Annotated in this window: 14 protein-coding genes; 8 read left to right on the forward strand and 6 right to left on the reverse strand. The window is 71.1% G+C overall.

The features are described 5' to 3' along the window. The first annotated feature begins 66 nt into the window (after positions 1-66). Complete coding sequence (locus AB0395_RS02150) at positions 67-1179, forward strand: excalibur calcium-binding domain-containing protein (RefSeq protein WP_366276104.1); 1113 nt, start codon at positions 67-69, stop codon at positions 1177-1179. A gap of 45 nt (positions 1180-1224) precedes the next feature. On the opposite strand, the gene AB0395_RS02155 is transcribed toward AB0395_RS02150, so the two are convergent. Then, complete coding sequence (locus AB0395_RS02155) at positions 1225-2601, reverse strand: NCS2 family permease (protein ID WP_366276105.1); 1377 nt, start codon at positions 2599-2601, stop codon at positions 1225-1227. A gap of 52 nt (positions 2602-2653) precedes the next feature. Continuing rightward, positions 2654-4897 carry a molybdopterin cofactor-binding domain-containing protein gene (locus tag AB0395_RS02160; protein WP_366276107.1) on the reverse strand — a complete coding sequence of 748 codons (2244 nt, stop codon included), beginning with the start codon at positions 4895-4897 and terminating at the stop codon, positions 2654-2656. Between the two features lie 92 nt (positions 4898-4989). Between AB0395_RS02160 and AB0395_RS02165 the strand changes: the two genes are divergently transcribed. From AB0395_RS02165 to AB0395_RS02180, 4 genes are all read left to right on the forward strand, one after another. Continuing rightward, positions 4990-6612 carry a PucR family transcriptional regulator ligand-binding domain-containing protein gene (locus AB0395_RS02165; protein ID WP_366276108.1) on the forward strand — a complete coding sequence of 541 codons (1623 nt, stop codon included), beginning with the start codon at positions 4990-4992 and terminating at the stop codon, positions 6610-6612. 237 nt (positions 6613-6849) lie between these two features. Beyond that, positions 6850-8142, forward strand: coding sequence for a helix-turn-helix transcriptional regulator (locus tag AB0395_RS02170; protein ID WP_366276109.1), 1293 nt, complete (start codon positions 6850-6852; stop codon positions 8140-8142). A 185-nt stretch (positions 8143-8327) separates the two neighbouring features. After that, the gene (locus AB0395_RS02175; RefSeq protein ID WP_366276110.1) at positions 8328-8939 is read left to right on the forward strand and encodes a copper resistance CopC family protein; all 612 of its coding nucleotides are present in this window, start codon (positions 8328-8330) and stop codon (positions 8937-8939) included. A gap of 307 nt (positions 8940-9246) precedes the next feature. Beyond that, positions 9247-9654 (forward strand): ATP-binding protein, encoded by a 408-nt coding sequence (locus AB0395_RS02180; protein ID WP_366276112.1) that lies wholly within the window; start codon positions 9247-9249, stop codon positions 9652-9654. 193 nt (positions 9655-9847) lie between these two features. Here AB0395_RS02180 and map read toward each other — a convergent pair whose 3' ends face one another. Further along, positions 9848-10696: a type I methionyl aminopeptidase gene (map, locus tag AB0395_RS02185; RefSeq protein WP_366276113.1), complete on the reverse strand. Its 849-nt coding sequence runs from the start codon at positions 10694-10696 to the stop codon at positions 9848-9850. A 45-nt stretch (positions 10697-10741) separates the two neighbouring features. Between map and AB0395_RS02190 the strand changes: the two genes are divergently transcribed. Further along, complete coding sequence (locus tag AB0395_RS02190) at positions 10742-10921, forward strand: hypothetical protein (protein ID WP_366276115.1); 180 nt, start codon at positions 10742-10744, stop codon at positions 10919-10921. A 411-nt stretch (positions 10922-11332) separates the two neighbouring features. Here AB0395_RS02190 and AB0395_RS02195 read toward each other — a convergent pair whose 3' ends face one another. After that, the gene (locus AB0395_RS02195; RefSeq protein WP_366276117.1) at positions 11333-11995 is read right to left on the reverse strand and encodes a cyclase family protein; all 663 of its coding nucleotides are present in this window, start codon (positions 11993-11995) and stop codon (positions 11333-11335) included. Continuing rightward, on the reverse strand, positions 11992-12261 hold the full coding sequence (locus AB0395_RS02200; protein ID WP_366276118.1) for a hypothetical protein: 270 nt from the start codon (positions 12259-12261) through the stop codon (positions 11992-11994). The genes AB0395_RS02195 and AB0395_RS02200 overlap by 4 nt, the downstream gene beginning before the upstream one ends. A 103-nt stretch (positions 12262-12364) precedes the next feature. Here AB0395_RS02200 and AB0395_RS02205 point away from each other — a divergent pair, with 103 nt between their 5' ends. Beyond that, complete coding sequence (locus tag AB0395_RS02205) at positions 12365-13372, forward strand: LysR family transcriptional regulator (RefSeq protein ID WP_366276120.1); 1008 nt, start codon at positions 12365-12367, stop codon at positions 13370-13372. Here AB0395_RS02205 and AB0395_RS02210 read toward each other — a convergent pair. Beyond that, entirely contained in the window at positions 13347-13925 is a 579-nt protein-coding gene (locus tag AB0395_RS02210; protein ID WP_366276121.1) for a hypothetical protein, read from the reverse strand. The genes AB0395_RS02205 and AB0395_RS02210 overlap by 26 nt on opposite strands. 123 nt (positions 13926-14048) lie before the next feature. Between AB0395_RS02210 and npdG the strand changes: the two genes are divergently transcribed. After that, complete coding sequence (gene npdG, locus AB0395_RS02215) at positions 14049-14714, forward strand: NADPH-dependent F420 reductase (RefSeq protein WP_366276123.1); 666 nt, start codon at positions 14049-14051, stop codon at positions 14712-14714. Positions 14715-15017 lie beyond the last annotated feature (303 nt).

A 15017-nucleotide genomic window follows, 5' to 3' on the forward strand; every position in this document is an offset into this window, starting at 1 on the left:
CGAGCCCCCCGAGCCCCCCGAGCCCCCCAGGGGCCCGGCCGGGCGGGGCAGGGCGGCGCGGGGCACGTGCCGGCGGCTCCCCGGGCGAGCAGGGGCACCACGATCGTCCTGATCGTCGCGCTGGTCGTCGTGGTGCTGGTCGCGGGCGTGCTCGGCACCCTCGCGGTGCTGATGACCCGCAACCCCGACATGCCACTCGGCGCGACGCCTCCGCGGCGCCTGACGATCCCCATCCACTTCGCGCCGGTGACGGGCACGCAGTCGGCGGCGCAGTGCACCGATCCCGACGCCAGGCCCGACGACCTGGGGCAGGTCTGTTACACGCTCGCCGCCGGGGTCAGCGTGAACGCCGTACGGAAGATCGAGGCGATCCGGGAGCAGAGCGGTGCCTACTCGGTCAGGATCGCGTTCGCGCCCGCGTTCCGTGACCAGATCAACGACCTGACCAAGGAGGCGGTCACCCAGCAGATCGCGATCGTCGTCGGGGAGAGGGTGGTCGCGGCTCCGCGGGTCGCCCAGGTGATCACCGAGGACAGCCTGAGCATCGCGGGCTCCTTCACCAAGGAGCAGGCGGACGCCATGGTCGCCCGGCTGCTCGGCGCGGGGAGCACGCCGGACCCGGGCGTCACCGGCACGCCGGACCCGGGCGTCACCGGCACGCCGGACCCGGGCGTCACCGGCACGCCGGGAAGCACTGGCACGCCGGGACCCGTGGGGACCCCGGGGAGCGCCGAAACTCCCGGCACCACCGGAACTCCCGGCACCAACGGAACCCCTGGAACCAACGGGACTCCTGGAGGCACCGGGACCTCGTCAACGGGCCAGCAGACCCCGTCCGCCGTGACGCCCGCAACCAACCTGGCCGTCACCCCCGTCGCGAACCCCGCGACCGGCCCCGCCGCGACTGCGGCCGCGACCGGCGTCCCCGCCGCGACCACCTCGTCTCCCGTGCCCACCGCGACGACTCCGGCGAAGACCGCGACCGGCCACGCCTCGGCTCGCCCCTCCACAACCCCGACCTCTTCCACCGGCGGGCGCGGAACCGACCCCCGCTATCCGGACTGCAAGGCCGCGGCCAAGGCGGGCTACGGGCCCTACTTCAAGGAGACCCACGCGGAGTATCGGTGGTACATCGACAGAGACAAGGACGGCGTGGCCTGCGACCCCGACGACCTCTAGCGGGACGACCGGAGGGGGCGGGGGCGTCGGGGGACCTCCGGAGGGTCAGGCGAAGAGGGCTTGGATGGCCTCGATCGCGAAGTAGGCCGTGAAGATCGCGGTGACCACCCACAGCAGCCACGGGATCTGCCTGACCCGGCCGACCGCCGTCTGGACGACCGTGTAGGAGATCACGCCTGCGCCGACGCCGTTGGTGATGCTGTAGGTGAAGGGCATCAGGGCGATCGTTAGGAAGGCGGGGATGGCCAGCGTCAGGTCCTCCCAGGGGATGTTCCTGGCCTGGGTCATCATCAGCGCGCCGACCAGCACCAGTGCGGGGGCCGCCGCGGCGGCGGGCACGACGGAGGCGATCGGGGTGAAGAACAGGGTCAGTACGAACAGGCCGCCGGTCACCAGGGCAGCCAGGCCGGTTCTCGCGCCCTCGCCGACCCCGGCCGCCGACTCGACGAACACCGTGTTGGCCGAGGCGCTGGAGAGTCCGCCGACCGCTCCGGCCACGCCGTCGACGGTCAGGATCGCCCCGAGGCGAGGCACACGACCCTCCGCGTCGACCAGGCCTGCCTCGTCGCTCACCCCGATGATCGTGCCCATCGCGTCGAAGAACCCGGACAGCACCAGCGTGAACAGCACGACCGTCGCGGTCACCACCCCGGCACGGGAGAACCCGCCGAACAGGTCCACCTGGCCGACCAGCCCGAAGTCGGGCGCGGCGATCACCCCTTCGGGCACCCGGGGCACCACCACGCCCCAGCTCGCCGGGGCGATCGTGGTGAGCGAGTTGACCAGGATCGCCAGGACAGCGGTGATCGCGATGCCGATCAGGATGGCACCCCTGGTCCTGCGCACGTAGAGCACGATCACCAGCAGCAGGCCGAAGCAGAACACCACGACCGGCCAGCCGGTCAGGTGCCCGGTCGCGCCGAGCTGCACGGGCGTCCCCGTCCCCTTGGCGACGAACCCGGCGTCGACCAGTCCGATCAGCGCGATGAACATCCCGATGCCCACGCTGATCGCGTGCTTCAGCGCGAGCGGGATGGAGTTCATGATGAGCCTGCGCAGCCCGGAGACCGCCAGAACCACGATCACCAGGCCCTCCAGCACGACGAGCCCCATCGCCTGGGCCCAGGTCATGTGCGGTGCGGCCTGGTAGGCGACCACCGCGTTGAGCCCCAGCCCGGCCGCGAGGCCGAACGGCGCGTTGCCGACCACTCCCATCAGCAGCGTGCTCACGGCGGCGGCGAGGATGGTCGAGGTGGTCAGCTGCGGGATCGACAGCTTCGCCCCCGTGACGTCCGTGGCCCCGCCCAGGATGATCGGGTTGAGCAGGATGATGTAGGCCATGGCCATGAAGGTGGTGATCCCGCCCCTGACCTCACGGCCGACCGTCGAACCACGCGCCGACAGCTCGAAGAACCGGTCCATGACCCTCCCATCGCCTACGGGGATGATCGGTTCCTACCCCTTCGGCGCGATGTCATGAGGTTCGGCGTGATGTCACCGGGGTCAACGCGATGTCGTGGGGACGGATGGGCACGCGGGGTAGCGGCAGGCCGGTGGCGGCCCGTACGGCGGCCGCGATCGCCGGGGTCGACGACAGGGTGGGGGGCTCGCCCGCGCCGCGCAGGCCGTAGGGGGCGTTCGGGTCGGGATTCTCCAGAATCGTGACCCGCATGGGCGGCATGTCGAGGATCGTGGGGATCAGGTAGTCGGTGAAGGACGGGTTCAGCACCCGCCCTCCGGAGACCTGGATCTCCTCCATCAGCGCCAGCCCGAGCCCCTGCGCCGAGCCGCCGTGGATCTGCCCCTCGAGGGCGACCGGGTTGAGCGCCTTCCCCACGTCCTGTACGGCCGCCAGCTCGACGACCTTGACGAGGCCCAACTCCACGTCCACGTCGACCACCGCGCGATGCACGCACAGCGCGAGCTGCGTGTGCGAGGCGCCCTGCCCGGTGACCGGGTCCATCGGGAAGGTCGGGCGGTGGCGGTAACGCCTGGTCTCCTCGACCGCGCCCGCCAACTCCAGCGCCTCGGCCAGGGAGAGCCCGTCCGCCCGTAGCTCCGCGAGCCGCTCCCGCACGGCCTCGCAGGCCGCCTTGACCGCGCCGCCGGTGACGTAGGACTGCCGGGAGGCCGAGGAGGACCCCGCCGAGCCGACCGCCGTGTCCGCCTGCGCGACCGTGACCCTGTCGACGCCAAGCTCGGCCCTGGCGATCTGCTCCTGGATCGTCACCAGTCCCTGGCCGACCTCGGCCGCCGCCGTGTGCACCAGGACGTGCGGCTCGCCGCCGAGCAGCTCGACCCGCACCCTGGCGGTCGAGTAGTCGTCGAAGCCCTCGGAGAAGCAGATGTTCTTGATGCCGACGCCGTACCCGACGCCTCGCCGTACGCCCTCGCCCCTGGTGGTCTGCGCGACGCCGCCCGGCATGTCGAGCGGTCCGCCGCGGGAGGCCGGGGGCAGCGGCTGGGCGGCGAGCAGGCGGAGCATGTCGGCCAGCGGCGCGGGGGAGTCGATGACCTGCCCGGTGGCCAGCCTCGAGCCCTGGGAGACCGCGTTGCGGACACGGACCTCGACCGGGGAGATGCCGCACGCCTCGGCGAGCCTGTCCATCTGCGACTCGTAGGCGTAGCAGGCCTGCACCGCGCCGAAGCCCCGCATGGCGCCGCACGGCGGGTTGTTGGTGTAGACGCCGTAGGCGTCGAGGTGGATGTTCGGCACCTCGTAGGGGCCGATCCCGAGCGAGGCGGCGTTGCCGACTACGGCGGGGGAGGTGGAGCAGTAGGCGCCGCCGTCGAGCAGGATCTCCGCTCTGACGTAGAGCAGCCTGCCGTCGCCGGTCGCGCCATGCTCGTAGCGCATCCTGGCCGGATGCCGGTGCACGTGGCCGAAGAACGACTCCTCGCGGTTGTAGACGATCTTCACCGGGCGGCCTGTGCGCAGCGCGAGCATGCAGGCGTGCACCTGCATGGACAGGTCCTCTCTCGCCCCGAAGGCGCCGCCGACCCCGGACAGCGTCAGCCGTACCCGCTCGGGCGCAAGACCCAGGCACGGCGCGATCTGGTCGCGGTCGACGTGCAGCCACTGGGTGGCGACGAACAGGTCGACCCCGCCGTCCTCGGCCGGTACGGCCAGCCCCGACTCGGGGCCGAGGAAGGCCTGGTCCTGCATGCCGACCTCGTATTCCCCGGTGACGACAACGGGGGCCTCGAAGTCGGAGCCGACCCGGATCGGCTGGTGGCGCAGCACGTTGCCGCCGTCGTGGACCGCGGGACACGAGGGGTCGAAGGCCGCCCTGCGCGGGTCGACGACCGCCTCGCGGACCTCGTAGTTCACCACGATCGCCGCGGCGGCCCGCCTGGCCAGCTCCGGGTGGTCGGCGGCGACCAGTGCGACCGGCTCCCCCTGGTAGCGGACCTGGTCGACGGCCAGCACCGGCTGGTGTCTGCGTTCGAGGCCGTAGAACTTCTCGCCCGGCACGTCCTCGTGGGTGAGCACCGCCAGCACGCCCGGCATGGCCAGCGCGGGGCCGATGTCGATGGAGCGGATCCACGCCGAAGGGTGCGGGCTGCGCAGCGTCACCCCCCAGACCATGTCCGCGAGGTACAGGTCGGAGGAGTAGGCGAACTCGCCCGTCACCTTCAGCGTCCCGTCGGGACGCGGCGCGCTCGCGCCGACGCCCCGCTCCCGCTGTCCGGGCCTGGTCTCGATTCGGCTCACCACAGCAGTACATCAGCCCAGGTCAGGACGGGAAATGGCGGACGCGGACAAAGGCGGGAGAAGGCCGGCGGCGGCTCTTGTAGTTTTATCCAACCATGCGGATACGTGACCTGGTCGGGATAACGGAGCTCGGGCTCACCCTGCTCGTCGGTGAGGAGCATCTGGACCGCCCCTTCACCGGCGTACAGATCACGGACCTGCCCGACCCGCGGCGCTACCTCTCTGGCGGGGAGCTGGTGCTGTCCGGCCTCATGTGGCGCAACCAGCCCGCCGACTCCGCACGGTTCGTCGCCCGTCTCGCGGAAGCCGGGGTGGCCGCGCTCGGCGCGGGCAGCGCCTGGCTCGGCATGGTTCCCGACGACCTCGTCGAGGCCTGCGCGGCCCATGGCCTGCCGCTGCTCCGGGTGCCTGTCGAGGTCTCCTTCAGGAGCGTCGCCGAGATGGTCGTCCCGAGGAACGCGGAGCTGCGTGACGCCCTCGGCCGTCACCGACGGATCGTCGCCGCGGTCGCGGAGGGCGCGGGTCTTCCGGAGCTGTTCGCGCTGATGGACACCGAGCTGGGGATGACGGGCGCGGTGGTCTCCGCGACCGGCGGCCTGGTCGCGGGCACCCTGCGGGAGGCGGACGCCGTACGGCTCGCGCATGAGTACCTGACCGCCTCCCGGCTGCCGCACCTGACCCGCACCTCCTCGGGGGCCTTCACGATCTTCGGGGTCGGCCGCGAGCACCGCGCCGCGGGCTGGGCGCTGGTCTGCGGCGGGGACCTGCTCGGCGAGGCCGACCTGGGATTCGAGCTCGCGGCCTGCGTCGCGCTCGAGCGAACCAGGGCCGAGGGGGTGAGGGAGGTCGAGCGCCGCCTCGTGGGGCAGCTGGTCGAGCTGGCCGTCTCAGTGGGGAGCGGCCAGGCAGAGCTCAACGCCGGGCTGCGGGCCTGCGGGATCGGCCAGGCGGAGCCGTACTCGGTGGTGAGCGTGACCGTCTCGCCGGCGGGCGAGACCGTGAGAGACGATCCGGCGGCGCTCGGCGGGCGGGTCCTGGAGGAGCTGCTGCGCCCCTTGCGGGTCGCCGCCGCGGTCGCCGGAGCCTGGACGGGCACGGAACCCGGTACGGTCGTGGATCCCGCCGCGGCTGCGGGCACGGAGCGGGCCGACGGGGGCGTGGGCACGCGGGCCGGCGCACGGTCGCGGGAGAGCGCCGAGGAGGCCGTGGCGCTGGTGCCGCTTGTGGGAACGGCGAAGGAGCTGGCGGAGACGCTGAGGGCGGGGGAACGCGCGCTGGCGGCGGGACTCAGGGGAACCCGGGTCTCGATCGGGGTGAGCGCCGTGCTGGCCGGTTCCGCGGCGATCAGAGGTGGCGTCGAGGAGGCCCGTCACGCCCGGCGGCTGGCGCAGGCGCGGGGCGGGGGAGTGGCGACCAGCGATGAGATCTACACGCACGCACTGCTGCTGGCGACGGTCCCCGGGGACGTGCGGCGGTCGTTCGCCGCGCGGCTGCTGGACCCGCTGGTCGACTACGACCGGCGGCACCAGTCCGAGCTGGTGCTGACCCTCGGCATGTTCCTCGACTGTGTCGGTTCGTGGAATGCCTGTGCCGAGCGTCTGCACGTGCACGTCAACACGGTCCGCTATCGTATCCGCCGCGTCGAAGAGCTGACCGGACGGGATCTCTCCACGATGGCGGACCGTGTCGACCTGTTCTTGGCTTTACAGGCGAGCTGACCCGATCCTAGTCGGGGTGGTTCCAGCTCGTCCTGTTCTGCGAGTTCTGCTGCAAAGAATACTGACTGGTGCTCTGTGAGGGGGCAGACGAATCGGCACTGGCGGTCGTAGCATTGCTCGTGGCTGCAAATGTGGCCGTAAATAGGACGGCGAGGGCAGACAAAGCGAGGCGTCGGCGCACGGGGGAGGCTCCTGTCGTGGGTTCTGCTGCTCGAACGATATCTTTCAAGGGGTAACGTGGCTGGTCAAGACTTGGTGGGGCAACGCATCAAGACCGTCCGACGTCAACGTGGTCTTTCCCAGGCGCAACTCGCCCATCCGGAACTATCCGACAGTTATGTATCTCTGATCGAGAGTGGCAAGCGTACTCCCACGCCCGCGGTCCTTGAGCTACTGGCGGAGAAGCTCGACTGCTCCCTCACCTACCTGATCAACGGCGTGACCGCCGAGCAGATGCAGGAGATCGAGCTCGGCCTCGGCTACGCCCGGCTGGCCATGGAGAACGGCGAGGTCAGCGAGGCGCGCACGCGCTACGCCGAGTTGCTCGCCGACAGCGGCCTGGCGGGCCTGCCCCAGCACAGGCAGGACGCCGAGTACGGCCTTGCCCTGGCGGCTGAGGCCTGCGGTGACCTGGACGATGCGATCACCCTGCTGAACGGCCTGCGCCAGAACGACCCCGTCACGATGTCCCCGGAGCGCCACATCGCCGTGGTCGTCGCGCTCTCGCGCTGCTACCGGGAGCAGGGCGACCTGGTTCAGGCGGTCAACGTCGTCGAGCAGATCCTCGGCGGAGCCGTACGGCCCGCCTGGACCGACGGCCTGATCAGGCTGGCCAGCCAGCTGGTCGCGGCCTACTTCGAGCGTGGCGACCTGCTCAGGGCCCGCCAGTTCTCCGCCGAGGTGCTCGCCGCGGCCGAGGTCCTCGGCACCCCGCAGGCGCTCACGCTGGCGCACTGGGGCGCGGCCATCGTCGCGGTCGAGAGCGGCCGCGGTGACGAGGGGGTTACCCACGTCGAGCGGGCCCTGGCCATCCAGTCCGAGCACGGCGACCCCCGCAGGCTGGCCAGGCTCCGCAGCGACTACCTCGAGGTGATGCTGGCCGTCCGGCCCATGCAGGCGGCCACGTGGCGGGACCAGCTGGTGAAGGCGGAGAAGGAGCTGTCGGAGAGCTCCGCCAACCCCATGGCCAAGCTGCGCTGCGTGATGAACCTCGCCCGCGCCGAACTGCTGCTCGCCAACCCCCAGCAGGCGGGGGAGCACATCAGGTCCGTCTGCGACATGCTCGACGGGATGCCCAAGCTTCTGCAGATGGAGGCGCACCTGCTGCACGGCCAGACCTCCGCGGAGCAGCACGACCGGCAGCAGGCCCTGCGCGAGCTGGACACGGTGGCCGAGGCGCTCGACCAGCTGACGGGAACCCGCTACACCGCCCACGTGTGGCTGACGACCGCCCAGGTTTTGGAACGTATCGACGAGCCCGACCGGAGCGTGGACGCCTACAAGAAGGCTCTGGCCTGCGTGGGACTGTAGGACCGTGTGTCCCGCGAGCCGGGCGAGCGGCTCGCGGGGAAAGGTGGCATCGAAAGAGGCGGCGCCCCAACGGTGCCGGGCACGACCGGAGACGGATGCCGGACGGGTCTTCTGCCCGGATCCGAGGCGTGATCGGTCCGGGGAGGTAAGGACCGCGTGAGGGCGTCGGTAGCCTTGATGGTGCCATGAAGACTTCCCCTGTCGCGGCAGCTCTCGCGCTTCTCGCCGCTCTCGTCCTCGGTACGGCCTTCGCCGCGCCCGCCCTGGCTCACGACTCGCTCAAGAGCAGCAACCCCGCGAAGGGGGCCAAGGTCGAGAGCCTCGACCAGGTGAAGCTGACCTTCAGCTCCAAGGTCGGCTTCCCGAGCGTCGTCGTGCACACCTCGGACAACACCGCCTACCAGGACGGCAAACCGGCCGTCGACGGCTCGGTCGTCACCCAGAGGCTCAAGGGAGATCTTCCGCCCGGCGGATACGTCATCGCCTACCGGGTGGTCTCCTCGGACGGTCACCCGATCGAGGGAGAGATCCCCTTCACGCTGACCGGCCCCGGCAAGCCCACACCGTCGGAGACCGCCGCGGCATCCCCGTCCTCCTCGGAGTCCGGGCCCGGGTCGGCGTCGCCCTCAGCGGTCACAGAGACCGCGGCGGACGCCCTCTCGCCCAGCCCGGCGGCCGAGGTGTCCGGCTCCGGATCCTCAAGCGGCATCCCCGGCTGGGTGTGGCTGATCGGCGGCGGCCTGGCCGGCATCGGCATCGGCATGTTCTTCAGCCTGCGCGGCAAGAAGCAGCCATGAACAGGCGGGCACGGGCGGCGGTCTAGCCCGCCCTCGCGGGCGCCGTGGATCCTTCCGATACTCGGCGCTCCTATCACCCTCCTGGCACTCGCTCCCCCCTCCTGGACGGTGGGAGCCCAGTGGCGCAACCGCCATGTGCCCCTATCTTCCAGCCCCGTCACCGCCACCTCCCGGTAACCTGTAAGACAGGGGGGTCTGGCATCACCGCAACGGGCGCGGCGCCCGGTCGTCGCGCGCCCAGTCACGTACAGGTCACCTTTTCGGTCGGGGGACCGGTGGCTGCCATGTGCGGCAGGAGGGGTGAGCAGTGGCCAAAGAACTGGGCATGCGTGCGGGCCTGAGTCTTGCCCAGGCTCTCGAGGAGCACCTGGCCGAGTGGGCGGAGAGCACCGGGATCGCCGTCGAGATCTGGGCGTTGCCAGGCCGTGAGGTGCCCATCAGGATCGCCGAGGCCGTACTGGCCGTCCTGGGCGAGGCGCTTTCCAACATCGAGCGGCACAGCCGGGCCGGTGTCGTCTCCATCGCGGTGACCTTGGGACCCGCCGGTCTCCGCATGACGGTGAGCGACGACGGCGCGGGTTTCTCCGGCCAAGCCGCAGGCCGGGGCATCACCGTCATGCGCACCCACTTCGCCGAGGTCGGCGGCACGCTCGGCGTCAACGGCGTCCCGGGAGAGGGAACCACCATCACCGGAGTCGTCCCCCGTAGCGGCTAGCCGTATCCAGCCAGCCGCCTGGTGACGCGCTCTGGGCTTTTTCCCGGCACCGGTACGGCGAGCGGCGGCACGGCCCCGGTGCACGCCGGTGATCTCCTGCCGGACGCCTCCGCCGCGTCCGAGGTGGCGGCGCGGCGAAGACGGGCCGGGCCCCGTGCCGTTGCGTGACCGGTGAACTCCCGGCTGCCGGGATTTAGGGAAGCGTCAGGATCTCGTGGCCGGTCTCGGTGACCAGGATGGTGTGCTCGAACTGGGCGGTCCGCTTGCGGTCCTTGGTCACCGCGGTCCAGCCGTCAGGCCAGATCTCGTAGTCGATCGTGCCGAGCGTCAGCATGGGTTCGATGGTGAACGTCATGCCGGGCTCCAGCGTGACCGCCAGCGACGGGTCGTCGTAGTGCGGGACGATCAGCCCAGAGTGGAACGTGGTGCCGATGCCATGGCCGGTGAAGTCGCGGACGACGCCGTAGCCGAACCGCTTGGCGTAGGCCTCGATGACACGGCCCGCCACGTTGAGCTGGCGGCCGGGGGCGACGGCCTTGATGGCCCTGCTGGTCGCCTCGCGGGTGCGCTCGACCAGCAGCCGGGACTCCTCGTCCACGTCGCCGACGAGGAAGGTGGCGTCGGTGTCGCCGTGCACACCGCCGATGAACGCGGTGATGTCGACGTTGACGATGTCGCCGTCACGCAGCAGGGTGTCGTCGGGGATGCCGTGGCAGATCACCTCGTTGATCGAGGTGCACAGCGACTTGGGGTAGCCCCGGTAGCCCAGCGTGCTGGGGTAGGCCCCGTGGTCGCAGAGGAACTCGTGGCCGATCCGGTCGAGCTCGTCGGTGGTGACACCGGGCGCGACGTGCCTGCCGACCTCCTCGAGCGCCTGGGCGGCCAGCTTGCCCGCGATCCGCATCCGCTCGATGATCTCGGGGGTCTTCACGTCGGGCTCTCCGACCTTCGGAGATTTCTTCCCGACATACTCCGGCCGCTCGATGTGGGCGGGGACCTTGCGAATGGGCGAGATCCGCCCGGGCTGGAGCAGTGTCGTCATGGTCACCCAGTCTAGTTGTGCTTCTCACTGGGCAGGATTGCTCGCATGAGTGATCGATGGTGGTTCTGTTTGACGCACATGGCGGTCGAGCCCGACGAGGGCTGTCCCAACAAGGACCGGCTGGGTCCCTACGAGACCCGCGAGGCTGCGGCCAACGCGCTGAAGACCGCGGCCGAACGCAACCAGGCATGGCAGGAGGAGGACAAGGCCTGGGACGGCGACTAGCACCGCCGTTCGCCAGGCGGGCCGATCGAGGCCGCCCTGATCGTCGAGGCCGGTCCTGGGCGGCCGGGGCCGGCTGTTCCGGACGCTCCGGCCGCGGGGGGCTGGCTGTTTCGGACGCTCCGGCCGCGGGGGCCGACGTCCGCCCCGTCGTGCGCGGGGAACCCCGTCCCGCGCGGCCCTTACCGGCCGGTGACATGACCGTGTGCGGCGAGTCGCCGACAATGTTGACCTTGCCTGGCTGATTTCTGGTGATGGTTATTAGAAATCGCCATATATCCGTTTTTTCGGGTTTTGGTGGCGCGTAATCATTTGCGGTTGGTCGGAAGTGCGGCGCGGACGGCGGGCGCGCGCGGGACGTCGTCCCGTGGACGTGACGGCCGCGCCCGCGGCGGGGCTGACCTGGGCGGAGTGCTACCGGCCTTCAACGACCGCGTAGGCGCGGACCGGGAAGGTGCCCATGCCTGTGATCATCGGAGGGGCTGCGTGGAAGCGGAACCCGCTGTCGGGGAGCGCGGCCAGGCCGGTCATGTGCTCCACGATCGGGATTCCCGCGCCGAGCAGCAGCGTGTGCGCGGGGCGTTCGCCGTGCGGCGGGGTGTCGTCGATGTTCAGCGTGTCGATCCCGACGAGGGCCGCCCCCTGCTCCACGAGCCACTCCGCCGCCGCGGGTTCGAGGTAGGGGTGGCCGTTGAAGTAGGCGTCCGTGCCGAAAAGCCGGTCCCAGCCGGTCTGGACGAGGACGGCCCTGCCCCGCACGTCCAGGCCGGTGAACCGGTCCGGCCCCACCGAGCGCAGGCCCTCGGCCCGCACCACCAGGCCCGGCAGGTCTGCGATCGCCTCCAGCGGCACCCCGGACAGGTCGGGGCCCTCCGGGTAGCGGTGGTACGGGGTGTCGAGGTAGGTGCCGGTGTTGGCGACCAGCTCGATGCTGCCGATGTGGAACTCGGTGCCGGGGGCGTAGACCTCGCGTGAGGCCTCCCGGCTCAGGTGCACGCCGAGCCGGGGCCCGGGAACGCCCGGGTAGGTGCGCATGCCCTCGACGATGCGGTGGCTCAGCTCGATCAGCCTGTTCATGGGACGCTCACCGTCTTCTTCTTGTTTCTTGTCATGATCATCCTGGTGACGGCCGTGAGGCCGATCGCGCCCCAGACGACGTTGAGGATCGCTGAGGGCCAGGCGGAGTGGCAGGCCGTGTTCACCATCAGGGCGATCGCCCCGACAAGGTTGATGGTCTGGTACGGCATGCCGTCCCCGGCCATGCGGGACGAGGACACCATGGCGTAGCCGTACAGCATGGCCCCGGCGCCGGCCCAGCCGAGGAGGTCGACGAACAGGGACACCGGATCACGCCCTGGTGGAGGAGGGGCTCATGTCCCTATGATCCCGACATGCACCAATGAAGGGCAAATAAAGTCTTCTTAAGAAGCGCGTAAGCTGAGCTGTATGGAAATCGACCCGAGGAGGTTGCTGGTGCTCCATGAGGTCGCGCGCCGCGGGGGCGTCATGCGTGCGGCCGAGGCGCTCCACCTGACCGCCTCCGCGGTCTCCCAGCAGCTCGCCCAGCTTGAGCGGGAGGTCGGGCTCGCGCTCATCGACCGGTCACAGCGCAGGGTCGCGCTCACCCCCGTGGGCCGGGTCCTCGCGGGATACGCGGAGCGGGTCGAGGAGGAGCTCAGCGAGGCCAGGCGGGAGCTGACCCAGTTCACCGAGCGGCTGGCGGGTCCCGTCTCGATCGCCGCGTTCCCCACGGCCATCCGGCACCTGCTGCTACCCGCTCTGGCGACGCTGGCCGAGCGCCACCCCCAGATCACCCCGCGCGTCCACGAGCTGTACGGGGCGCCCGCGCTGCAGGAGGTCAGGCTCGGCGGGATCGACCTGGCCATCACCGAGCAGGACGCGGACGAGCCCGTCCCCGCGCAGCCCTCGATCGTCTCCCAGCCTCTCCACGTGGACGAGTACCGCATCGTGGCGCCTCCCGGCTGGGCGGACATCCCGCGTGACGTCGCGGACCTGGGCGGCGTGCCGTGGGTCGCGGGACCGCCGGACCAGGCGTGCGGGCACGCGCTGGAACGGCTGGCCGCCCTGCACGGGTTCACTCCGCGCAAGGTGCACGTCATCGAGGAGTTCCCGCCCGTCCTGGCCATGGTCGCGGCGGGGCACGGGGTGGCGATCGTCCCCTCGCTGGCCCTGCTCGAGGTTCCCGCGGGTGAGGTGGTGGTGACCGGCATCTCCAATGTGGGCGCCCGCAGCCTCAGTGTCGTGACCCGCGTCAGCCGTGCCCGCTCAGGGGAGCCCGGCCCGGTGCAGGCGGTGGTCATCGCCGCGCTCAGGGAGGCGGCGGACGGTCTCGTGTCCCGCCTCGGGGAGCGCTGCGAAACGCCGCGGGGGTGGCCAGGCCAGTCATCCGGGACCCAGGAGGACGGCCTCAGTCGGGGACCCGGGGGCCACTGACCCGGTCGAGAAGCCGGGCCAGCCGGTCGCGCAGGCCGGGACGCTGCTCGCCCTCGCCCGCGGCCAGGCTGATCAGATGCTGGGCGCCGTCGAAGGAGAGCGGCCCCTGCTCGGAGATCACCAGCGCGTCATGGGCCAACCCCTCAAGCTCCGGGTCGCCGCCGTCCAGCGCCAGGATGGTCGCCCCGACGCGCCGGGCGTCGCTGACCCGCTCCAGCAGGGGATCAGGGGCCCGGTCCTCGGTCACGACGAACAACGTCTCGCCCCGCCTCGCCTGCTCGATCCGCTCAAGCCCGACACGCAGGTGCGCGGGCGCGTCCGGGGCGGGCGCCCAGCGGACCAGCGTCGGGGCGAGCTGGGGCAGCCCGGCGAGCCTGGCCTCGTCACTCAGGTGCGCGGTCAGATGCCAGGGCTCCTCGCTGGGGGTGCCGACCACCAGCAGGCCTCCCGGCGACCGCGTCGCCCGTAGCGCGAGCCCCAGCTCGCGGGTGCGCTCGATCCAGCCGGTCGAGGCCAGGATCTCGCGCAGGATTGCCACCGACCGAGCGTCCATGCCCACCATGGTGCCTCAGTCCCCCCGGGATGACTCGCGGAACACGGCCCTGGCATGATCTGGACAGATAACAGGGCCGATCGGGTCCGGCCACGAACGGCAGACAATGACGGGGAGCGATCAGTGAGCACTGACATTCCAGATGTGAGCGGAATCTCGATCGGGATCCTGGGCGGCACCGGCGACCAGGGCAAGGGACTGGCCAGGCGGTTCGCCCTCGCGGGAAACCCGGTGCTGATCGGGTCGCGCAGTGCGGAGCGCGCCCGGGAGGCCGCGGCGAGCATCGGCGAGTCGGTTCGCGGCGCGGACAACGCGACCGTGGCGGCCGAGGCCGACGTGGTGATCGTGGCGATCCCGTGGGACGGCCACAAGTCCACACTGGAGTCCCTGCGGGCCGAACTGGCCGGGAAGATCGTCATCGACTGCGTCAACCCGCTGGGCTTCGACAAGCAGGGCGCGTACGCGCTGCCCGTCGAGGAGGGCAGCGCCGCCCAGCAGGCCGCCGCGGTCCTCCCGGACAGCCGGGTCGTCGCCGCCTTCCACCACGTCTCCGCCGTCCTGCTGCTGGACCCCGAGGTGGCGGAGGTCGACCTGGACGTGCTCGTCCTCGGAGACGATCGTGAGGCGACCGACACCGTGCAGGCGCTGGCCGGCCGGATCGCGGGCGTCCGCGGGGTGTACGGCGGCCGCCTGCGCAACGCCCACCAGGTCGAGGCGCTGACCGCCAACCTCATCTCCGTCAACCGCCGCTACAAGGCCCACGCCGGGTTCCGCGTCACCGACATCTGAGTTGTGCTTATTTGCACCGCCTTCGGCGTCGCGGGCTGTGCTTGTTTGCGACGCCTGGCGGCGTCGCGGGTTTGGGCGCCCCAGTGCCGGTGCCTTCCCTCGTCGCTCATCCGCTCCTCAGTCCAGACACCGGCGCGCCCAAGCCAAAAACAGTCCCGCCGGTGGTGCGCCCAAGCCGTGTTCAGCACTGTCAGGTGTGGGCGGGGGGCGATCTCCTCGGTAGGGAGGCCCGGCACCGCGCAGAGCGGGCTCGTCAACGTGTCGGGGCCGGTGTCCGGCTTTCCGCTCGGCGTTCCCCGCGAT

The organism is Streptosporangium sp. NPDC051023 (genome assembly GCF_040689595.1).
GTDB lineage: Bacteria > Actinomycetota > Actinomycetes > Streptosporangiales > Streptosporangiaceae > Streptosporangium.